Genomic DNA, 22,296 nt, shown 5'->3' with positions numbered 1-22,296 from the left:
ATCTGGCAATAATTTAAGATAGCATTACTTGATCTGATATCCTCCGCGTACCATGACGACAAGTCCACTTTCAATTCCTTCTTTAACGGTAATACCGCGTCCGTCTCTAGGGAATGAAAGCAGGTGGTTGGTTGGAGCGGCTTGTCCATTCACGAGGTCCACGCCATCGGTAAGATCGGCTACGCCGTCTTTGCTTTCCGTATAAATGACTGCTTTACCGGAACGAACAATAAATTCCGTACCGGCCTTTGCGAACAAAATCTTCCCAGGCTTGAGGTTTACCACCTTTACTTCTTCTACTGCACTTGGGGCAGGCTCTGCTGGCTTTGCTGGTGTTGTTGAACCTCCACCTCCCAAGGCCTTTTGAATTTGTTGATCTACATAACTTTTGGTTACAACAGGATCATCGGCGGTTCCGGGCTGCGATGTCCCCGACCCAACGGCAGTGTTGCTGTAAACGGCGCCAATCCATACGCCAGCCCCGATCATCACCGTCGCCAAAGCAACCTTCACATAAGATTTCATTGTAATCAGTTCCTCCTAAGGTAATCTATACTATTCAACTATAAAGAAAAAAGCAGGACGGGACAACCCTGCTTTGGATGAGACAATGAATTGTTTTTCTGTAGTTGGAGAATTATAAAAAAAACAACACCGGAGAACATGATGTTCTCCGGTGTGTCAAAGCCTAACATCTATTAGGCCTTATTAGGTTGTTACTTAATGAATTCACTAACCTCAACTTGTTTACCGCTTTGAGTAAGTTTTACAGTCAGTTTACCATTAACAACATTTTCGGTACCAACTTCAACTGTAAACAAAGTTTTATTTGCATCCAATACTGCAGCATAAGGTTTTGTTCCATTTGAAGTGCCAATTACAACTTCATTGTTAACAATAGAATCTACGGCTTTGTCCAGTTGAACAGTTACTTTACCTGCATTCAATGTGGCAGAAGTAATTTTAACTGGATTAGTAACTACTACAGAAGGTGGAGCAACATTAAATTCGTCGGATTCATTAGCTTTTACAGTTGTACCTCTTGCAACAATATATTGCGCATCTTTACGAACTTTAACTGAGATTGGCTTATCGAGTGCTTTATCATTCTTAACTGTAATCACTACTTCGCCATCTGGAGTTTGTGAAGTTTCATAATCCGTTACAGGAATGATTGGATTATTTGTTTCTCCAAGATTTCTCAGAATAAAGTCGTTTTTCAAGTCAGAAGCATGGCCATTTACTGGGTCAACATAAGTTGAGAAAGTAACTGTAAATGCATTGTTAGAATCTCTAACGGAAGAAACTTTAAGCACTCTAGGTGCTACAGTGTTGTAAACTGGCATTACTGCATCTCCGGACAAGTTAAGTCTGTTGTTAGCATATGTCTCGATGTTGTTGCCAGCGAACACAGTAATGTTTCCACCAGTATACTCGGTGCCAGTTTTCAAAGTCACTTTGGCTCCATCAATGGTTACATTAGTAGGATAAGTACCGTTGACCAAGAAATCACTTTGGCTAGCATTAGCAATTACTTGATTGAATGTAAGTTCAAAAGTTTTTGCGTCTTTTTGTTTAGCCTCAGTCCATTTCAGTTGGTTCTCAACCGCAGTGCCCAAAGGTTTGCCATCCCAGGAAACCGCTTGACCTGTTTTGGATTTAAGACCGATTGCATATACTGCTTTAACAGATCCGCTTGGACCAAATGTGACTTTGGTTCCGTTAATGAATTCTGGGAACTGAAGAACTACGGATTTCGCACCGTTTACGACACTAACAGTAACTTCGCCTGGAATGGCAACTTTTTGTGCGGTAGCACCATTCTTTTGGAAATCAATGTAGTAGTTGCCTTTGTTTTGAAGAGACGCAATATCCATCTCTTTTCCGAAGTGCAGGGCAACTTTACGATTTGATTCGTTATAATCAACATTCGAAATATTAGGGTTATTGACATCAGCCGCTACGAATGTACCATCGTACTCAACCATAGTGTTTTGCAATGCAGTTCTATCTTTTACGTCTTTAATCTTCAAGTCATAAGTACCTTCAAGATTAGTGAAGAAGCTAACGTAGAAGATTTTGTTGGATGCATCGGCAGCCACTACATTGTTCACAGGAATAACGTCGCTACCCTTTTTAACTGTGAAGTACTTTTTGTCAGCAGCATCTACAGCTTTGTCAAAACGAACTGTAAGGTTGTTTGCTCTGTCATTACCAAATGTAGTTTCAATTACACGAGGTTGAACCAGATCGATGCTTGCTGTAACTTTATGTTCTTTCACAGGGTTCGCGTTGCCGGAGTAGTCTTTAACTTCAATGAACAGGTTAGTTTCATATCCTGGCAGACGGTTAGCAGAGAAGTCTACTTCATATACGTTTGCAGCGATTTGAGTTGCTTTACCTTTTTTCTTGCTGTCGCCGGACTTCCAATAGAAGCTATCTTCCGTTACAGTAGCCGGATCGATTTCTTCATTGAAGGTTACAGTTACTTTTTCCAGCGTAGCGGAGATTTCAGTAACTTTTGGTCCCTCAGTATCAACAGCAACCGTGAATTCTTTGGTGTCAGCCAAAGATTTCAGTCCTGCATAATCTTCAACCAAGGAAGTTGTCAGTTTATGAGCGCCGACAGAGATTCCACCTGTGTAGTCTTTCAGGATGACTTCTCTTTGGTTCGCACCTTGCGATACAGAACCAGTAAACGCTTTGTCATCCAGTTGGAAGTTGCTGCTGGTTGGAGAGATAACAGGCTCGGAGAAAGTCACCTTGATAACTTTTGTTCCAAGAGCTTTCACTTCAGTTACTGTTGGCAGCGTGTTGTCGGACGATGTGAAGGACACTTCGCCTTGCGGGATTGTAGCGCCTTTGTCGCCTTTAACATTTTTCACAACAATTTTGTATGTTGTTCCTTGCACGAATTTGCTGGATTCGTTCAGCAGGAGACGTGCAGTTTTGCCATCTTCCAAAACAGTAATGGATTTGATTCCTTTAGAGTTATTGTCGATGACATAGTTGTTTTTGTCGGTAGCGGACGCTTTGTCAACTTTGCCGTCAAATACAACGTCAACTTCTTTCAGGTTAGTCGAAGTTGCGGATTGAACTTTAGTTGCGGACTCAACAACCCAAGTTACGCTGTGAGTGTACTCGTAGTTGTTGTGTTTGAATTTCACGTCAGTCGCAACGTTAGCTTTCAATGGGGTAGCAGAAAGGTCTACTTTTACAACCTCATTGTTAGCCAGTTTGAATTCAACTGTTTTACCTTCGTCTTTAACTTCGTAGGAAACCACTTTTGGTTTTTGTTGAGCAAGGAAGATGGAGTAAGCAACTTCAACCAATTGCGATCTGGAAGCGTTAGCCTTAGGGTTAGCTTTGGCATCTACGAGACCAGCGTTGATTGCTGCTTGAACATAACCTTTAGCCCAATCGGAAGCGTTGTTGTCAGTTGTTGTTGGGATTTCAAGTTTTTGAGCAGTAACGAGGATTTTCGCCATTTCTTGAACGGTGATTTTACCGTTGAAGTCGAAAATCATTTTCGTTGTGTTTTTGCCTTCCATCAGACCAGCAGCGTATACTGCCTCTACGTAAGGAGCCGGCCATTTACCAGCTTTGTAGTTTTTGTCTTTGAAAGATGCTTTGCCTTCGATTGGTTGAAGACCCATGAGGCCTACCAGAACTTTTGCGAACTCACCGCGAGTCATATCTTTGTCCAGGCCAGCAGTTCCATCTGGGTAACCAGTGAAGATCCCTTTTTCTTTCAGTACATCAAATTTCTGTTGAGTGTTGAGTGCGTCGTCACCGAATGCAACAGAAGCAAACATAGAGAATGCCATTGCTGTAGACAGTGCTACGGATAAAATTTTCTTCATAACCTTTTTGTCTCCTCCTTGAATCATCACTTGATTATTGTCTTTAGAATGATAGCTCTTATTACTCATTAGCCGTACACCCCCTTTCCCGAGTTGAGCAGAGATCATATAAATGATGTCTGTGACGGGTATCACAGAAACCGGTAAACGATTAGAACACTACAAACTAGAGTAGATTCCTATAATCCTACCTAGGTATTATACAATGAGTCCCCTGTACCGTAAAGCATATTTTTCTAATTTATAGACAAGTTTCTTCAATCGGCACATATTGGCTTCTGCATTGTGTTCTACATCTTAAACGTTTGGGATCGGAAAAAGTTGCGGAGGTTTCCAAGTTTTTTTTGATTTTTTTTTAAAAAAACTTGGAAACCCGCCTTAAATTGAAGCTAACAACGCCGTTTTGCGGGCGGGAAAACAAAAAAAAGACGCCTTTTCGGCGTCTCTGTCTTCTCGTCAAACTTATCGAATCTTCATGGCCAGCTGAATAATGCGGGCGCGCATTTGTGGATCCTGATTCAATCTCTCGTACATCATTTCAATTTCGGCTTTGTTGTCGCGGTAGGTTTTCTCATGCTTAATCGTCACATGCGACCACTGAATCAAAGCGTTCTCGGCCACCGTCAGCTCGTTGAACGCATCATGAAATCCCGTTTCAAGAACGAGTCCTTCCATGATCTCTTGAGTAACCTCGGGTACTTTGGTGCGAGCCTCCTCAATCTTTGCCTCCATTATTTTTGCTTTATCTTCAAACTTATTCTTTGCTTTCATATAATCCAATTGCGCTTTTGATAAAATCGGCTTCATAATTTCCTCTTCACCCTCTAAAAAATAGTATGTGCTTTCGTTATTGTAGCGCATTCTACATCAAATTACAAAGAATTGTAAATGGAAATAGATTTCTGTCATAAAATGATGTGAACAAAAAACCGCCCAATCAAAGATTGGACGGTCTGTCTAAACCAATGACTCTAGCTCAAGTTCTTAGGGAAGACGCTCGTGCTTTTCTTCAGCAATTCAACCGCGATTTTGCCTGCTTCCGCACGGGTCAGGTTGCCTTTCGGGTTGAAGTTGTACTGCGGTTTCTTTTGACCCGGCTGCGTGAACGCGGCGCCCTCCATGATCTTGGCTTTGTACACGGCCATTACAGATGGGCCGGCATATTTCTCCATTTTGCCGGAATCCACAAATGCCTTGGCTAATGAAGCCTCCAGCTTGGCATCATTCTTAGGCAGCTTCAGCTTCAGCGCGCGGGCAATCATCACTGCGGCTTGTTCTCGCGTCAGCGGCTGATCCGGACCAAACACCCCATCCGTCAGACCTGTCACAATGCCTGCTCTTGCGGCTGTCTCGATGCTGTCGTAATCCCAAGTTGCGGAATGCGCGCCCGGCACAAGATCGACAAACGTCCGATTGCTGTCCGAGTTTATAGGAAGACTAAGTCCTTTAACGAGCAGGGTCGCAAATTCCCCTCTGGTCGTTTGATCGTCCGTACCGAACTGCTCGAAACGCAAATTGTTCATAAATCCTTTAGAATATAAACCGTTTAAAATGTTGCGTGCCCAGTTGTGATTGGTTATATCCTTATAACTGCGGCTTAATTTCATCACTTTATAATAGCCGAACTCGTCAAACGGTACGGTTACGGTATGGCCCTTCATGTCCACTTCTCCGCCGATGTTTTCCCATTGGCGTTTTGCCGTATAGCGATAAACGGTTACGGTTGAACCCGCTTCATCTACCACATTAGGATCGAACGATAAAGTCAAGGATCCGCGTTTCGATGGAGTTATTTTCCGTTCTGCCGGCGTCTGCGGATCGCCGAACAGCCCTTCCACCGAGTAAGGCGTCAATCCGTTTGTAGGAGGCGCATAATTTGCTGATCCTTTATCGCCGCCCTCTCCAAGTCCTCCGCTAATCCAGAATACCTGGGAGACGCGTCCAAAGTTGTTGGATTGAGCCGTCGAACCAAAGTTCAGCAAGTATTCATCCGGTATGCTCCATGGCGGAATGCCGCTATTCTCCCCTGTTCCGGGAAACCCGATGATGTTGCCGTAATCATTCCGGCGCTCAACGATGCCCGTTATCGGATCCGCAATCCCAAACAGGAGTTTGGTATCCGGGTAGTATGTGGCGATGCCTTTTGAATTCGTGCTCTGCATAACCGTTCCTTTAGGAAAACTCAGCTGCAGTTCCTTATTGAAGGCCGTATACTTCGTGGCTACCTTTGGAACCATAAATTGCGCATCCACGCCTACCGTGCCGGTATAAAAGATTTCAATGGTATCATTAACCTTTGTACCGGCCCGATCGATGGTGATTTTAATCTTGTTGGATTTATCCTGTTTCAGTCCCACGTAATCATACACAAAACGGTGTGGTCCCAAGTCCGTGCGTTTCACGGCCTTATCCTTGCCGATGGTTACCTCGGTTGCTCCCTCCGCTTCAATGTCGAAGTGAACAAAGTTTTTATTGACCACGATTTGCTTGGCTACCGTAGGTTGAGGCGAAAGAATCCGATATGCGCCTACCTCGCGAACCAGTTCCAGCTTCTGGGTTGTTTTCGCCCCGGTCTCATTGATCAATTCCAGGGTGTACACATAGGTACCCGGCGCTGCGGCAGCGAGATCTTGAACACGCATGATAAAGTCTTTCTGGGTTCCCGCAAAATCATATGAATATCTCTTATTCGGATCGGCAAATGTGACCGTTACATTGTCGGTCGAGTTCACCGGCAAATCGGCAGACAGGATATTCTGTGTCCCCATGTTCAGGTTCAGCTTAACGGCTCCGCTGCCTCGCAGAATCAAATCATAAGTATTCAAGCTTGTCGTATACTTGTTATCGGTATAAGTAAACTCAGGCGTCAAATTGAAAATCTGTTTCAGCTGCGGATCATCCGAATTGTAGTCTTTTGGCGGAAAGTTCGGACGATTTTTGCCCACGGCCGGCTGGAAATTCATAACCGTAGAAACATTGTTATCTACAATGTAGATTCTCAATTCTTTTTTGATCTCGCGAGCTTGGCCCTTGTCGTCCTTGCCCGTACCGGTCAAAATAATCTTGTTCTCGCCGAAAACCAACGGTCCGTCTTTTAATGAGATATTCAGATTAATATTGAATTCCCCGGTGGATTTATTGAGCCATGCAGGATCAAGATTTTCCGAAGCGTTCGTCGATTTTTCTTTTTTACCGTTAACGAAAACTTCGGCGAGGAAGTAACTGCTGTTGATCGTATCCTGAAAGTCGATGTATTTCCCTTTCACGGCCAGCGAGTTGCGATTTCCAGAATCAATTTTGTACGTCTGCCCATCGGTCAGATTCTCGACATAAATGTAGTTTTTGGATGCAAAAGAAATCGTTGCGTCCTTATATGCCGAAGAACCGTTGTAGTTGAAACGTACCGTCTGGTTGCCGTTCTTCAGCCCAACGACTTTGTAAACATGGCTGGTATCGGATTTGGAACCGACGTATTCGATTTTGATCGGGCTTGTTCCGAGCGGAAGATAGTTCGCGATCAAACCGTTCTGTGGATCCGCAGGTCTTCCGTTCGTAGTAACCAAAATATAGAAATCGCCCGCATCCACCTTCGCTCCGTTCAGTGCCTCGCCTGAAGGAAGGTTGTTGATGTCGGTGCCATTAAATCCTTTGAGATATTTTAAATCGGTAATGACCGTCTGTCCTTTCATGTATTGAAAGTCCATCCGTTTGTTGACCGTCTTGGTTCCGAAGGTTATGGCCAAGGTATGTTTCTGATCGACCAGAACCGCGCCGTTCGTGTCCTTGTTAAAATTCAAACTGTTGATGTCAAAAGACACCAGCCAGTAAGACGGCGTGTTATCCTTAACGCTCGGAATAAAAGTTTCTTCCGTGAACAAAGGGGTCACCTTGGCATCATTGACCAGAATCTCGGCGCTTTCGCTGAACTTCGTATTGTTTCCTTTATCCTGAGGAACCAGCATCTGTACGTGAACCTTGGCTCTGTCCGTATCCTCGGTAAAGACCGGCTGTACGCCAAGCAAGCTTTGGGCATTGTTGCTGGAGTCCACCAGGTCGAGTTTCACGATCGGATTTTTCTCGTCGTAGTAAAATAAAGAGTAGTTGAATGTGAGGGTATCCGAACCATTTTGCACGACCAGCTTAAGACTGTTCACACCCGGGTTCAGCTTAAGCTGCGGCGAGAAGAAGCTGCCGTCCTGAAGCAGGGATGTGGAGAGATCCTGACCGTTATTGATCGATACCGTCACCCTTGTTGCGTTCATGGCCTTGCCTTGAAGGGTGATTTCCTGCCGATTCACGACAATCTGAGCCCCTTCGTTCAAATCCAGGTTATCCGAACCGCCGAGCACCTGAAGCTTCTCTACAAAGGGAACTTGATCAAACAGAACATAGAACGTCTCGGAGCGTTCGACCTGTCCCTGCTGACCCGTAAACGTAATCTTGTTCATGCCCGGAAAAAGGGTCACGTTTGCTTGGAAACGCTGGTCGGGTCTGTCCGTGTCGAGCGTAACCACGGCCGGAGCGATACGGGCCGGGTCTTCAACCCACCGATTGGCGTTTTGATCCCAGTTCAGCAGTTGGATGTTCGCACCCAGCGTAGAACCGGTTACCATCGTGTACGTCCCGGTAATGGTCTGTTGGGCTTCCGTTACTTTGTATACTTTACTTCTGTCTATCTGATTGCCCCCAGGCGTCAGTGTTAAGTCAACCGTGTTTCGCAGAGCGGAAATATCCGGAGTAAAGAAACTAGTGGGCTTGTCCGCCGCCGATGTGACTGGCGTAAGCCCTGCCGGTATTAGCGATACGACCAGCGCCACCATCATCAGCCAAATAATCGGCTTCCTCTTACGCTGCATTAAATCATCTCTCCTCTGTAAAGTCAGATAACTTTTATATCGGCACCTCTCCCCCCATTATTTAGAAAATGGCATAAAAAAACCTCACCCTTTTTGGGGTGAGGCGGCTTGTACACCGGAACGGTGGAAATATAATGGAAAAGTCCGAATGGATCCGTTATTTCGTGCGGGATTCCGCATTAGCTTTGACGCGCACGCGGTTAAGCAGATTGAGCAGCGGGCGTTTGGTCTTGCCGACAAGGCCGATAACTTCGGCTCCAATCTGCAAAAAGAACATCATGATGCATATCACGACAAACGTTACCCAGTTGGCTTCATACAACGCGGCCGAAGACTGGATAACCGCCAGCACGCCGAAGAAAGCGGCGATGCCGTAAATGATTAGCACCGTCTGGCGGTGGCTGAAGCCAAGCTCCCGCAGGCAATGATGAAGATGGCCTTTGTCCGGCGCAAAGATCGGTTTCTTCTGAATCTTGCGGCGGATGATGGCAAAAAACGTATCCGACAGCGGTACGCCGATGATAATCAGCGGCGTGATGAAAGAGACGATGGCAATCTGCTTAAATCCGAGCAGGGACAGCATGGCCAGGCTGAATCCGAGGAACAGCGAGCCCGCATCCCCCATAAAAATCTTGGCCGGATGAAAGTTAAAGAATAGGAAGCCGATGATGGCGCCAAGCAGCAGCAGACAGAGAAGCGCCACGGTCGTGTTGCCCATCAGGAAGGACATGACCAGAATGGTCCCGATAGCGATGCCGGACACGCCGGCAGCCAGACCATCCAACCCGTCAATCAGGTTAATCGCATTGGTCACGCCAACAATCCAGAAAATCGTGAGCGGGATGGATACCCAGCTCTCCAGTGTGGAGTAGCGGTCCTGGAACGGAATATTCACAAAATCCACCGTGATATTAAAGCCGAATACGACGACGCACGCGGCGATGATTTGAGCCAGAAATTTCACTTTGGCCGACAACTGGAAGCGGTCGTCCAGGGCTCCGATCAGCACGATCATGGACCCGCCGATCAGAAATGCCTTCATAAAGTTTGCGTCACGCGGCGAAAGGCTGTCCGGGATGAAAGGAAGGACGGCAATCAGAGCGAGCACAAATGCCAGGTATATTCCCAATCCGCCCAACCGGGGCATGATACGGGTATGCACTTTCCGGGCATTCGGAACGTCCACAGCGCCAACCTTTACCGCAAATTTTTTCACGAACGGTGTCAAGAACAGAGCCAGTGCCAACGACACGACAAACCCGATGATGTATATCATTAACATGTAATCATTCAACCCCCAATATGGTCTACCGTGTTGAATTATACTCCCTTCGCAACCGAAATCCAATGCCAAATTCCGGCGATTTCCCGGATTTTGACCCTAAAAACGAGGTAATTAGCTTGGTTTCGTAACGTTTTCTTTCTCCCGCAGCACTTTAACTGCGAATTTCGGGAGCGCAAGCATCCTTTTGAAGCGGGTCGGTTCCCTCAACAAGCGGTATAACCACTCCAGCCGCAGCTTTTGGAATGCCTTGGGGGCTCTTTTGGTTTTGCCGGAAACGACATCAAAAGTGCCTCCTACGCCCATCATGACCGGAACGCCAAGGCGCTCCTTGTAGCGCGCGATCCAAGGCTCCTGCGTATCGGCACCCCTTGCAACAAACAGAATGTCGGGAGAAACGGCTTGGATTCCCTCGATCACTTCATCATCCTGATCGGGTCCGAAATAACCGTCACGGTAGCCGGCAATAATCGCTGCCGGATATTGCATTTGTAACCGCTCGGCTGCTTCCTGAATCACCTCGGGCGTCGATCCCAGCAAATAAAACTTCCATCTGTAGTTTTCTCCGGCCTTCAACAATTCATGTACCAGGTCGAATCCCGTAACCCGTTCCGCCACCGGATCGCCGCCCGTTTTGGCAGCCCACACGATGCCTGAGCCGTCAGGAACAATAATGTCGGCATTCTGCATCATCGTTTTGTAGGCCGGATCTTCCATGGCGGCCATCACCATAATCGGATTGGCCGTGATCACCTGATGCGGACGCCCCGATTGGACCGCATCCGTTAAATACCGCACCGTTTCATTCATATTCAGCTTGGAAAAAGGTATACCGAAAATATGAACGATCGGAAACTGTGTTCTCTGGTTCAATTCCATCACCCTCTGTTGCCTAAGTATTCAACGATATGACGTGCAGGAAGCGTTGCTTCCCGCTTCAGCTGGTCAATCTGGGATGCATGTTCCGCTTTCCAAGCCTCCGGTGCATTAAGGAGCGCAATCATGTGACGGGTGAGATCTTGCGGTACCAGCGAATCGGTCTTGCCCGTCGGAGCGCTGTCCAGCCGTTTAAGAAAATGATCGATTTTCGGATCGTAAGATATCCCCATCAGCGGCACTCTTCGGTTGGCTGCATAAATGAGACTATGGAGCCGCATTCCCAGAACCAGATCACACCGGTCCACCTCACGAAGCATGTCCTGCGGCTGCTGTTCTTCGCGGAAGAAACTGATTTGGCCGCCGTAAGATGTAATATCACCCATTCGTTCCGTAATATACCGTGATGCCTCATCATCATCCGGCTGATGGAAGGGCAGAAACCGCAAATGAACGGGCCGGTTTCGCATGAGAGCCGCAAGCCCCTCGGCAATGGCATTCAATTCACGCCGCTGGGGGTCCCAGAATCGGACCGAAATGCCGACAACCGGGAGTTCCGCATCAGCTTTAGTATCCTCTCCCGCACCAATATCATCCGGCTCGGCAGGCAGGGCTTCCAAATCGCGCGCCACGGGAGATTCCGGCAACGGGAGCCCCATAACGGGATCCGGTACCACGTGAATATCCTCGCCATGGATACCCATGGATTGCAGCAGTTCCCCCGATTGGGCATCCCGAACCGAGATGTAGGAACACTTCCGGAACACCGACCGGATCATCGGGTTAAAAACCTTCCGGTTTACCGGCCCTACGCCTTGCGCGTAAATAAATGTCGGTTTCCGGAGCCACTGGGCCATCTTGAGGATGCCCAGATAATACGGAATCGTCTTCGGGCTGGTGGCATCCTGCAGCAAGCTTCCGCCCCCGCTGATCAGTCCGTCGCTTTCCTTGATGGCGCGCCGGACCTCCCCCAGCTTCATCCGGTGAACCGAGCGGACGCCATACGCAGCGGACGTCCATTCCGGATCAATGGAGAGCACAACGGGCTCAATCTGCATCCCCGCTGCTTTCCCCTCTTCATCCAGCGCCGTCAAGATCGATTTCAAAACTGCCTCGTCGCCGCTGTTCTTAAATCCGTAATAGCCGGATATGACTATTGTTTTATCAGGTGAACCCATCTTTTCCATATCCTTTCCGCTACTTGCCATACCATGATAGCAATCAGACCGATAATTAATCCGAGCAGCAGACCGAGCAAGCCGCGGATCGCCGAAATGTAGATCGGCGAATGAATGTGCGTGAACGTACCAACCATGGACAACTGCCCCATCGCCCCAACGATAAGCAGATAAGCGGCATGGCGATACTTAAAGGAAAGGAACAATCCGAGCAGCATGATCGGGTGAGCCAGCAGGAATTCTTTGTTTCTCGGTCTTACGCCGAAGGTATTTTCCAGGAAAGAACGGAACGCCATTTCAATAGGAGGAGCCGTTCCTGCGTTTCCTGTCCGGCTCAAGTAATACAAGCCAACGACGCCCACGATGCCCGCAGCGATGACCCAGGCAAGGGTAATCGGCGTTTTGAGCAGCTTCAACACGCCGGCACGGGTGGCATTGCCCCCGCGGTACAGCAGAACGTATACGGCTGTTAGTCCCATAGGAGCAAGCGCAAGCAGGTTAACGCCGCGGAATTGTTCCAGTACGAGCATGTAAGTCACATTGTTCAGCAGGGCAATCACAAGCGGAACGGCGGCCAGGGACAGGATCGTCGTTTTTATGAACAAGACGATAGCGTGGGTCAGTCTTCTGCCCGGGCTGATATCCGGCAGCGACCCGTTTGCATCATTCACCTTCCGAACGGCCAGAACCATGGCGACCGTAGGCCCGCTGATGGCCACAGCCAATGCCATTGCCTGCTCCATCAGAGCGGAGTTCAGCACATAGAGTCCTGCGCTTCCGATCAATCCGAGAATAAAGGCCGGAATCGCCAGGAACGGAATAAAGTACGAGATCATCAATGAAATCAGTGCCACGGCGCCGATCAGTGCTCCGATTTTGAAATAACGCTGAAGCGGGGATTCGGATACCTTGAACGCCTCGGCTTGTCCAATCGTAAATCCGTTGGCCTGGATATCCTTGATGGCATTACCCGGCTCGGTCAAACTTTCGATGATATTGTCGAGCGGGTCCGTAATCGAGGCCGTCGTGGTATCTCGAAGCGGTTCGGCATTCAGGTAGAACATCCGGATGTTCCGGTCCTTGGAAGCCAGCACAAAGCGGTCGCTGATCACGTCCGTCTCCAGCGTGGCATCCCGCTCGCTCAGCGAGTATATCCGAGCCACGTTGTAATCCGTCAGATAAGCCAGTTTATTAAAGCCTTTTTGGGGTTTCTTGATATTTTCGATCGCCGTCAGGCCGATGCCATACTTGTTCAGAAGCTCTCCGAACGCGTTCAGGCTCTCCATATCCTCGTCATCGTTAAAGCCTTTGACCGCTTCGCCTTCGAATAACAGGCGCTTTACCCCGTTATCGGCGAAGTAAGCCATCAGCTTATCCATATACTCCTGGTTGTACGGAAGGCTGTCCGTTAAACGGGGCACAATGGCAAAGCCTTTGTCCCGGAGCATTTTCACCGTAATCGGGTCGGGAGACATCGGCTTTAGGGCCGCATCCGCTCTTGGCGTCTCCAGCACCAGGCCTTCCGAACCCTTATACTCCCAATTGCGGACAGGGATGTCCAGCCGGGTAAAGGTTTCCTCGATAATCGGTTTGATCTGCGACGCGCTATCATCATTCGTAAAGACAATGTACGTATAGTTCTCATTAGGAGAGATGACTTTGCCTGTCAGATCAGCCGCTTGCTGCGAGTCGTACACCGCGATCCGCCGTGACTTGACGAATTCATCCAACGTGCTTTCATACAGTGCCATGCTGCTGACGCCAGCTTGCTTCAACCGGTCCAGCTGCGCCGAAATATAATCCTGCGGACGCGTCGATATACGGAGACGTCTACCAAGTCCCGATAGTCGAACACGAACTCGACGTTCTTGGATGTCGACTCCGTCTTCAAGCGGTCATAACCTACAGGCAGGGCGGCCGCAACGCCCAGAACTACCAGAATCCACAGCCACTTGCGGGCGGCCGTGTTCCAGCGTTTCCAATTCTGATACACGAAAGTTCCCCCTCATTGAACTTACGGGACTTCTCCCGCCGGCGAAAAAATATCAGCCAACGGAGAAATCCCGGTCGTCAAATCTCTCAGTCATTGCAATATAAAATTAAGCATCCACTCTGGCCATTACGCGGCCGGAAAGGTTTGACATCTTTTTCTCCGCATCTTCGAGCGATTGGCCCCGAACCGCAAAATACAACTTGATTTTGGGCTCCGTTCCCGAAGGACGAAGGCAGAACCAGGACCCGTCCGCAAGCATGTACTTCAGCACATTTTCCTTTGGCAGCCCATCCAGTCCCTGCGCATAATCCAGTACTTCTTGGACGGCAATGCCGCCGACCTCTTCCGGCGGGTTGGAGCGCCAGTCGGTCATGATGGCCTGGATTTGGGCAAGACCGTTCTTCCCTTTAAGCGTCCGGGATTCCAGGCTCTCCAGAAAATATCCGAATTGGCCGTACAGCTCCTGCAAGACATCATACAGGGTTTTACCCTGGCCTTTATAATAGGCTGCCGCCTCGCAGATGAGCATGGAAGCCAGCACCGCGTCTTTGTCTCGCGCATAGTTTCCGGCCAGATAGCCGTAGCTTTCCTCATAGCCGAACAGATATGTAAACTGTCCGGATTTTTTAAACTGGGTCATTTTCTCCCCGATATATTTAAAGCCTGTCAGCGTGTTAAACACGGTTGCCCCGTAATGCTTGGCAATGGCGGCTCCCATCTCGCTCGTCACGATCGTTTTGACGACGGCTCCGTTCTCGGGCAGCTTGCCTGCCTCCTTCAGCTGGCTCAGCAGGTAGTGGATCATAATGGCACCCGACTGGTTGCCTGTCAGCACTACATACTCTCCCTGCCCATTCTTTACGACAGCCCCCATCCGGTCGGCATCCGGGTCCGTGCCGATCAGAATATCGGCCCCGATTTCCTCGCCCAGCTTCATGGCCAGCGTGAATGCTTCGCGCTCCTCCGGATTCGGCGATTTTACCGTGGAAAACTCGGCGTCCGGCTGCCCCTGCTCGGGAACGACGTAGACGTTTTTGAACCCTATGGTTTCCAGCACCCGGCGAACCGGAATATTTCCAGTACCATGAAGCGGCGTATACACGATCTTGAAATCTTCTCCAAGCGAGGAAGCAATCAAATCGCGGTTGACGCTGATGCCGGCCACCGTATCCACGAATGCTTGATCCTCAGCCTCCCCAAGCCACACCAGCAGCCCCTGTCCTTCCGCTTCTTCGCGGGTCAGCTTTTTCACGGCGGCGAACGAGTCCACCTCCTGAATGCTGGCAATGACCCGTTCCGCCTCATGCGGAACCAGCTGTCCGCCTTCCGAGTTGTACACCTTATACCCGTTGTACTCCGGCGGATTATGGCTGGCCGTAATGACGATCCCTGCCGAAGCGCCCAGGTGGCGTACGCTGAATGACAGCTGAGGCGTGGAGCGCAGCGAAGGATACAGTTTGGCCATGATGCCGTTGCCGGCAAGCACCAGAGCGGCTTCAACCGCAAATTCCGGCGAGTAATGACGGGAATCGTGAGCAATCACGACGGAAGGCTTTCCTTCCCCGCGGTGAGATTCCAGAATGTAGCGCGCAAATCCCTGCGTAGCGCGGCCTACCGTATATTTGTTGATCCGGTTGCTGCCGGCGCCGATGATGCCGCGCAGACCTCCAGTCCCAAACTCAAGATCGCGGTAGAAGCGTTCCTCCAGCTCCAACGGATCATTTTCCAAAGAACGAAGCTCCTTCTTTGTCTCTTCGTCCACAGTGGGGTCGTTCAGCCAGCGCTGAACCGTCTCCATCGTTTTTTGACTCATTTCTGCCATGATCTCTTCCCCTTCCCTATCCCAAAGAGTATATATCGGAGCTTAGGTCTCAAGCCTTGTCTGACAGAGCGAACATGATCTCGCCTTCGGCTACCGTCCGGCCTTCCACCAGCGCCGTGGCTTTTCCTTTGCCGATCGAGCCCTTTAAACGGGTAATTTCCACTTCAAGGCGCAGCGTATCCCCCGGAACGACCTGTCCGCGGAAGCGGAAGCCGTCGATCCCCGCAAGGAAGCCGAGTTTGCCGCGATTGCTCTCGATGCTCAGCATGGCTATGGCGCCAACCTGTGCGAGGGCCTCAACGATCAGCACTCCCGGCATTACCGCATATTCCGGGAAATGGCCAACGAAAAAGGGTTCGTTGATCGTCACGTTTTTGATGCCAACCGCGCGTTTGCCTTCTTCCATCTCCACAATCTTGTCCACAAGCAAAAACGGAGGGCGATGCGGGATAATCTCTTGAATTTGTTCGATGTTCAGCACAATAAAACTCCTTTCTAATGTATATACCCGCCCGGCATGGCTTTTGATAGCGGCAAAACGTTCCACAAGAATAGCCTTCATCCCAAAAGCGTGCATAAAACAAGGCGTTTACGGAAAAAACTATGGATATCCTTCACTGACTGCAGACGTGAAGGTTGAGATAAGGGGGCTCTCCTCATTCAGGCTTGCCGGCCTGGGAGAGAGCCCTTTTTAATGCGGTTCAGTAAATAGACGCCTCATGCAGTCCGATTCCTCAAAATTAACTTCCTCTAATTAGGGCTTACAGCCAAAAAAACGCATAGCCCTTCCCATTATACCGTTTTACCGAAAAAAAAAGAAAACTCCCTGAAGGGAGTTCCGAAAGCGTATTTAAACGTAATCTTCCTATGGTTACGGGGCAAAAACCAAATCAAATACATGCTTCCATGTGCTCCACTTGAACGCTTCCCCGATATCCTGCTTGCCAAAAAAGACATAGCCGAATACCATTCCTCCGGCAAGCGCCAGGAGCAGCATGACCGGAACCATGATTCTCAGCGCAATTTTCCATCCGGGTGTCTTTCGCCGCTTCGGTTCGCTTGCTTCACTCACGGTTATATCACCTATCCTCGCATTGTGTTGGCAAGGTTCATCATGGTATCGCTGGAGCTTAATGCACGCGCAGCCAACTGGTAGGCCCGCTGGACCTCCATCATTTTCGTCATCTCGTCCGCATATTGCACGTTGGACTGCTCCAAAAAGCCGGATTTCACTTCCGATTTCGGCGCCTCCCCCGGAGCTGCGGGTGCTGTATCGAATACCTCGGCTTCGGTTAAGCCCGCTCCCAAGGTGTACAGATTGCCGTCCATCTGAACCAGTCCTTCGGGACGCTGAAGCTCCGGAAGTTTCAAAACGGCAGCGATCCTGCGCCCAGCCGCGGATTCCACCCACACTCGGCCTGCCGTATCCACGGCGACTTTGCCGTTTGCCGGAAGATTGATCGGGTTATCGTTCTGATCCAACACCTTGTAGCCCTGATTATTAACCAGCTGGACAAAGCCCAGATTCCCAGGATCCGGCGAGACGTGGAATCCACCCTCACGGGTGTATGCGATACCGCCGCCGTTACCCTGAACCGCAAACATGGCGTTACCCTCGATCGCAAGATCCAGGGGTATCCCCGTTTCCTTATGCGGGCCCTGTTCCATATTCTGCACAATAGATGCCAGTCTCATGCCATAACCCATCGAATACCCAGGAGGCGTGGCCCGGCCTGTGAGGTTGAAATCCTTATGATGGTGCTGAACCTGGTTCAGTACATCCTCAAAAGACGAATCCTTGCTTTTATAACCAACCGTTTCCACGTTCGCGATATTGTCAGCGATTAAATCCAACCGCTGCTGAATCGAGTTCATGGATACCATAGCGCTGATCATGGAGTTATTCATGACTGACCTCCCGTGGGGTAGACTTTATTTGCCCATCCGATCCTGACATCACACTCTGCCGATTTCATTGACGGCTTTGTCGAGCGACCTGTCATAAAACTGAACCACCTTCTGGTTCGTCTCGTACGCGCGAAGCGCAGCGGTCAGTTCAACCATGGATTTGGAAGGATCGACGTTTGAAGCTTCAATATAGCCTTGGCGGACGATTACATTGTCGCCGCCTGCCCGAAAACGCACGCCGTCCCCGCCGTTATTATCCAGGCGAAAAAACGCCGCTGCCTTCCCTGACGAGCTCGTAAGGCCTATCCACCACACTGATGCCCAGCGCAGCTCCGGTCAAATTGCCGGCTTCGTCCACGATTTGCCCTTGCTCATTCACTGTAAAGTTCCCGGCGGCACCTGTCAATACAATTGGCGCATTATCGGCATCCAATACCTGGTATCCGGTAGAAGTCATCAGGTTTCCGGTAGGACTTACCCGAAATTCACCGTTTCGGGTATAACGTACCTGTCCGTTCTCATCCTGCACCGTAAAAAAGGCCTGCGGCCGGTACATGATCTCTCCGTTGTCATCGACGTACTTGCCGGAGGCGTCAAACGGGATATTCCGGCCGGTTGCCGGATCGGTCAGCCCCAGCTCCGACACAAGGGCGAAATCCGTAGCCTGTCCGGTCTCGCGAAGGTCGCCCTGCGTGTACATCGCCATGCTCTCTTCGGCAAATACCCCGGTGTTCAGCTTGCCGACGGTCCGATTCGGATTGTCGGGTTCTCCGCCGATCATGGATACCAGCACCTCGGGAAACGAACGAAGGATGCTGTCCGTCTGCTTGTAACCGGCCGTATTCAGGTTAACGATGTTCTGCGTTATCGTATCATGACGCCGCTGCTGGGTGACCATCCCTGCCGCCGCATTATAAAGTCCCCTTATCATGAAGACACTTCCCTTCCTAAATAGAGCGATCTGAAGCCTTATAGAGGCAGTTCAAAAAGTCGATTTTTGACCACGCGCTTGTACAAAACATTCCTATTCTTCTATATCGGAAGGTCAGAACTTTTTCTTAACCACTTTATCCAAATTGTCGAGCATGATTCCCGTCCCCTTGACGACGCAGTGCATCGGATCCTCCGCAATCAGGACCGGCACGCGCAGTTCCTCCGTCAGCAGCTCGTCCACTCCGTGAAGCAGCGCGCCCCCACCTGTCAATATGACGCCCCTGTCAATGATGTCCGCCGAAAGCTCGGGCGGCGTCCGTTCCAACACCAGCTTGGCCGCGGCGACGATGGATGACATCGGGTCCCAGAGCGCTTCCTGCATTTCCGCCGAAGTGACCGTAACCGTAAGCGGCAATCCCGATACCATATCGCGGCCCCGGATATCCATTTCGGCCTGGCGGCCTCCGGGCCGCACGGTGCCGATGGCTATTTTCAAGTCTTCCGCCGTACGCTCGCCGATAAGCAATTTATATTTACTCTTAATGTATTTCGTTATGGCCTCGTCGAACTTGTCCCCCGCCATTTTGATGGAAGACGATGTCACCACATCGCCCATGGACAGGACGGCCACGTCCGTGGTGCCGCCCCCGATGTCCACGACCATATTTCCGCTTGGCTGGAAAATATCCATGCCGGCGCCAATGGCAGCCGCTTTGGGCTCTTCCTCAAGGAACACGTCTCTTGCTCCGCTGCGTTCCGCCGCTTCCCGGATCGCTTTCTGCTCCACGGACGTAATATTCGTGGGTGCGCAGATCAGGATGCGGGGGCGGCTGTACCAGCTGCGGGCGCCAACTCGGCCAATAAAATACTTAAGCATCGTTTCCGTAATGTCGAAGTCGGCGATGACCCCGTCCCTCAGCGGGCGAATCGCCGTAATGTTGCCGGGAGTACGGCCCACCATGCGCCGCGCTTCCTCCCCGACGGCAAGGACACGTTTGTACTCGCTCTCAATGGTCACTACAGAAGGTTCGTCGAGCACTACCCCCCTCCCTTTGACGTGAATTAACACGTTTGCTGTCCCGAGATCGATTCCAATATCCTTGCTTAACATCATGAAAGTCCCCCAAAGTCTTAGTTTTATGGTAAAAGAGTATCTGTTTCCGAGTATCGCTGCCGAGCTTTGACAAAACACGACATTTCATGATGATCATCGGCACAATAAGGTCCCATTATTCGATCTTATACCATCTTTTAACATATCATACTTTAGGGGAGGGATTCAATGTCATTTTAGCGACCTTAGCCCTATAAATCAGGATTTTGCCGTGGCGACAGGTTCGCGGCTTCCGTTGGTCGACTTTTTGTACTTGATCTTGGTGGCTTCTCCGCCCCGAAGATGGCGGATCGATTTGTGATACTCAAGAATATGCTTAACCTGATCCGCCAGGTCCGGGTTGATCTCCGGCAGACGTTCGGTCAAGTCCTTATGCACCGTGCTTTTCGACACGCCAAATTCTTTGGCAATCGTCCGGACCGTATGCCTTGTTTCCACAATACAGCGCCCGATCTTAATGGTCCGCTCTTTGATGTAATCGTGCACGCTCCCGCCTCCCTACTGTGTGGATAGTTTGGTACATTATATGAGTGCCTTGGCGGGATATTCGCGGTTTCACGGGGTGACAAGCTCCGGCGGACCCATTTATTTTGGGGACATGCCGGGTCAGGCGGGTTGTCCGGACGGCGGAGCGCTTCGGTTTTGATCCGCTTCAAGGCTTGTATAACCCTTGAAGGACAAAGAAAAAAGGCAGGAATCAAAATCCTGCCTTTCGACGCCCGAGGCGCCCAGCATCAACTGAAATTATTTTTTGGGAAGAAGGGATTCCGGATTCACCAGATTTCCTGCTTCATACACTTCAAAATGCACGTGGTTACCAAGGTCCTTCTCGAATTCACTGCGTCCAGCCGCCCCGATCACATCGCCCTGCTTCACTTCTTTGCCCTCTTGGACCTTCACGCCGCTCAAGCTCTGGTAGACGGTTTTGCGATCCCCCGGGTGCGTGATTTCAACCACGGTGCCGTTTACCGGATGATCCTCGATACGGGTCACTTTCCCGCTCAGCGCAGCCACGACATCAAAGGTTTTATCATCCTTGCGCGCCAGATCAATCCCGAGGTTTGGCGTAAAAGTGTCATTGTACTGAACCATTGCGGCCTGGTGTTCCTCTTCGGAACCCTCGGCATCATAAAACTTCTTCACAACGGCAGCTTCGGCGGCATCGGCTGCCGGCCAAACCATGTTTTCCGAATTCGCGATGACCTCGACGGCTTCCCCTTCTTTGCCTTCCGCTCCGGCAGACGTTTTCGCTTCCGAGCCGTTTTCGGATTCGGTAGCTGCCGTCTGCGGTTTCAGCGGTTTTTGGCTGGCGTCCTGGTAGACCCACACGAGGGTTAGTATAATTGCCGCTGCTGCCAGATAAGCTGCCGGGAACACCCACCGTTTGGACAACATTTTTTTCCACGAAGACGACGTTACCGCCGGTTCTCCTTGCACAGTTTTAGGAGCTTCTTCGCGGGGTTGACTATTTTTGTTCTGTTCATTCATTTGCAATCACCTCAGTAACCATTGTTACCGGGGGCAACTCTTTTATACGTGCCTTCCTATTATTTTTTTGGAGAGAGAAGTTTTGAAGTTTCGGCAAAAGAGATGCCGGTATAATAGTGACTCAAAATCTCTTTGGCCTTATACCCCTCGCGGGCCATTCCCTCGGCCCCGTACTGGCTCATGCCTACCCCGTGACCGTTGCCGTACGTGACAATTTCGACGTTGCCGCCTTTCAGCCTCCAGCTGAACTGGCTGGACCTTAAATCCAGCTTCTCTCGGATTTCCCGTCCCGTGAATTTTTTGCCGCCGACTCTCACTTCCTGAATCCGGTTACCCTGCGTATACGAGATTACCTTCATTAAAGAGTTCGCGCTGCTTCCGTTAGAGAGAGAAACGGGAATGGCTGCATCGGAGAGCCCTAGGCGGCGGATAAACTCGTCGCGCGGCATATCCACAACCGTCTTATACTTAGGAGAGATCTGCTTGTCCCAAGGGCTCTCCACGCTGCGCAGGTAGGGAATCTCGTTCTTCCAATAATCCTCCGAATTTTCGGTATAACCGTTGCTGGTGGAGAAAAAAGAAGCCGTAATCGGCTCTCCCTTGTACGTCATCACGATCCCCTTCGTTTCTTTGACCGCCCGGCGCAGCTTATCAAGCTCCGCTTCCTTACCTGATGAGATCCATTCTTTTTCCAACTTGTCTTTCGATATATAGGCTTGATGGGCGACCGTGTCCGTCACCTGTCCCTTGCCTTCCGGTACGCCGCTGCGGTTGCCCGACTTCAGCCGCTGAACGATATAAGTTCTTGCGGCGATCGCCTGCGCCTTCAGCGCCTCCAGCTGGAATTCCGCGGGCATTTCGGCGGCCAAAAACGCCGACAAGGTAGCTTTCCAGCGGGAGGGTCTCCACGGTGTCCGTCCGGGTCAGGTAGACGGACACCGCGGGCTCTTCCGCCGGCTGCGGCGCGGCGGAAGGAGCGGGCG

The 22,296-nt window shown here is 50.2% G+C and carries 15 protein-coding genes and 2 pseudogenes; all 17 read right to left on the bottom strand.

Annotated features, from left to right (window positions below; genetic code table 11):
* Positions 1–24: 24 nt before the first annotated feature.
* Positions 25–525 (bottom strand): hypothetical protein, encoded by a 501-nt coding sequence (locus tag XI25_RS25275; RefSeq protein ID WP_046680788.1) that lies wholly within the window; start codon positions 523–525, stop codon positions 25–27.
* A 191-nt stretch (positions 526–716) separates the two neighbouring features.
* On the bottom strand, positions 717–3,932 hold the full coding sequence (locus XI25_RS31670) for an S-layer homology domain-containing protein (RefSeq protein WP_052759769.1): 3,216 nt from the start codon (positions 3,930–3,932) through the stop codon (positions 717–719).
* A gap of 393 nt (positions 3,933–4,325) precedes the next feature.
* Positions 4,326–4,670: a hypothetical protein gene (locus XI25_RS25265; protein WP_046680787.1), complete on the bottom strand. Its 345-nt coding sequence runs from the start codon at positions 4,668–4,670 to the stop codon at positions 4,326–4,328.
* Between the two features lie 164 nt (positions 4,671–4,834).
* Positions 4,835–8,719 (bottom strand): S-layer homology domain-containing protein, encoded by a 3,885-nt coding sequence (locus tag XI25_RS25260; protein ID WP_046680786.1) that lies wholly within the window; start codon positions 8,717–8,719, stop codon positions 4,835–4,837.
* Between the two features lie 157 nt (positions 8,720–8,876).
* Positions 8,877–10,001: a glycosyltransferase family 4 protein gene (locus XI25_RS25255; protein ID WP_046680785.1), complete on the bottom strand. Its 1,125-nt coding sequence runs from the start codon at positions 9,999–10,001 to the stop codon at positions 8,877–8,879.
* Between the two features lie 114 nt (positions 10,002–10,115).
* Positions 10,116–10,880 carry a WecB/TagA/CpsF family glycosyltransferase gene (locus tag XI25_RS25250; RefSeq protein ID WP_046680784.1) on the bottom strand — a complete coding sequence of 255 codons (765 nt, stop codon included), beginning with the start codon at positions 10,878–10,880 and terminating at the stop codon, positions 10,116–10,118.
* A complete protein-coding gene (csaB, locus tag XI25_RS25245; RefSeq protein WP_046680783.1) occupies positions 10,880–12,055 on the bottom strand; it encodes a polysaccharide pyruvyl transferase CsaB in 1,176 nt (391 codons plus the stop codon). The genes XI25_RS25250 and csaB overlap by 1 nt, the downstream gene beginning before the upstream one ends.
* Positions 12,031–14,048 (bottom strand): annotated as a pseudogene (locus tag XI25_RS25240) (DUF5693 family protein). Before XI25_RS25240 ends, csaB begins: the two are co-directional and overlap by 25 nt.
* Positions 14,049–14,154: 106 nt before the next feature.
* Complete coding sequence (locus XI25_RS25235) at positions 14,155–15,870, bottom strand: phospho-sugar mutase (protein WP_046680782.1); 1,716 nt, start codon at positions 15,868–15,870, stop codon at positions 14,155–14,157.
* A 49-nt stretch (positions 15,871–15,919) separates the two neighbouring features.
* Positions 15,920–16,351 (bottom strand): 3-hydroxyacyl-ACP dehydratase FabZ, encoded by a 432-nt coding sequence (gene fabZ, locus XI25_RS25230; RefSeq protein WP_046680797.1) that lies wholly within the window; start codon positions 16,349–16,351, stop codon positions 15,920–15,922.
* Positions 16,352–16,741: 390 nt separating this feature from the next.
* The gene (locus XI25_RS25225; RefSeq protein ID WP_046680781.1) at positions 16,742–16,942 is read right to left on the bottom strand and encodes a DNA-directed RNA polymerase subunit beta; all 201 of its coding nucleotides are present in this window, start codon (positions 16,940–16,942) and stop codon (positions 16,742–16,744) included.
* Between the two features lie 11 nt (positions 16,943–16,953).
* On the bottom strand, positions 16,954–17,778 hold the full coding sequence (locus XI25_RS25220; RefSeq protein WP_046680780.1) for a flagellar hook-basal body protein: 825 nt from the start codon (positions 17,776–17,778) through the stop codon (positions 16,954–16,956).
* A 48-nt stretch (positions 17,779–17,826) separates the two neighbouring features.
* A pseudogene (locus XI25_RS25215) lies at positions 17,827–18,709 on the bottom strand (flagellar hook-basal body protein).
* A gap of 114 nt (positions 18,710–18,823) precedes the next feature.
* The gene (locus XI25_RS25210; RefSeq protein ID WP_046680796.1) at positions 18,824–19,822 is read right to left on the bottom strand and encodes a rod shape-determining protein; all 999 of its coding nucleotides are present in this window, start codon (positions 19,820–19,822) and stop codon (positions 18,824–18,826) included.
* Between the two features lie 201 nt (positions 19,823–20,023).
* Entirely contained in the window at positions 20,024–20,311 is a 288-nt protein-coding gene (gene spoIIID / locus XI25_RS25205; protein ID WP_046680779.1) for a sporulation transcriptional regulator SpoIIID, read from the bottom strand.
* Positions 20,312–20,569: 258 nt separating this feature from the next.
* The gene (locus tag XI25_RS25200) at positions 20,570–21,313 is read right to left on the bottom strand and encodes a M23 family metallopeptidase (protein ID WP_046680778.1); all 744 of its coding nucleotides are present in this window, start codon (positions 21,311–21,313) and stop codon (positions 20,570–20,572) included.
* A 59-nt stretch (positions 21,314–21,372) separates the two neighbouring features.
* Positions 21,373–22,194: a stage II sporulation protein D gene (gene spoIID / locus XI25_RS25195; protein ID WP_235440393.1), complete on the bottom strand. Its 822-nt coding sequence runs from the start codon at positions 22,192–22,194 to the stop codon at positions 21,373–21,375.
* Positions 22,195–22,296 lie beyond the last annotated feature (102 nt).

The sequence above is a fragment of the Paenibacillus sp. DMB20 genome, assembly GCF_000987955.1.
Classification (GTDB): Bacteria; Bacillota; Bacilli; order Paenibacillales; family Paenibacillaceae; genus Paenibacillus_AQ.
This window is presented reverse-complemented; position numbering and strand designations above follow the sequence as displayed.

Excerpts from the sequence above, each read along its gene's own strand:
- XI25_RS25275 (WP_046680788.1), bottom strand. The coding sequence starts at position 525 with ATGAAATCTTATGTGAAGGTTGCTTTGGCGACGGTGATGATCGGGGCT.
- XI25_RS31670 (WP_052759769.1), bottom strand. The coding sequence starts at position 3,932 with ATGAGTAATAAGAGCTATCATTCTAAAGACAATAATCAAGTGATGATT.
- XI25_RS25265 (WP_046680787.1), bottom strand. The coding sequence starts at position 4,670 with ATGAAGCCGATTTTATCAAAAGCGCAATTGGATTATATGAAAGCAAAG.
- XI25_RS25260 (WP_046680786.1), bottom strand. The coding sequence starts at position 8,719 with ATGCAGCGTAAGAGGAAGCCGATTATTTGGCTGATGATGGTGGCGCTG.
- XI25_RS25255 (WP_046680785.1), bottom strand. The coding sequence starts at position 10,001 with ATGTTAATGATATACATCATCGGGTTTGTCGTGTCGTTGGCACTGGCT.
- XI25_RS25250 (WP_046680784.1), bottom strand. The coding sequence starts at position 10,880 with ATGGAATTGAACCAGAGAACACAGTTTCCGATCGTTCATATTTTCGGT.
- csaB (WP_046680783.1), bottom strand. The coding sequence starts at position 12,055 with ATGGGTTCACCTGATAAAACAATAGTCATATCCGGCTATTACGGATTT.
- XI25_RS25235 (WP_046680782.1), bottom strand. The coding sequence starts at position 15,870 with ATGGCAGAAATGAGTCAAAAAACGATGGAGACGGTTCAGCGCTGGCTG.
- XI25_RS25220 (WP_046680780.1), bottom strand. The coding sequence starts at position 17,778 with ATGAATAACTCCATGATCAGCGCTATGGTATCCATGAACTCGATTCAG.
- XI25_RS25210 (WP_046680796.1), bottom strand. The coding sequence starts at position 19,822 with ATGTTAAGCAAGGATATTGGAATCGATCTCGGGACAGCAAACGTGTTA.
- XI25_RS25200 (WP_046680778.1), bottom strand. The coding sequence starts at position 21,313 with ATGAATGAACAGAACAAAAATAGTCAACCCCGCGAAGAAGCTCCTAAA.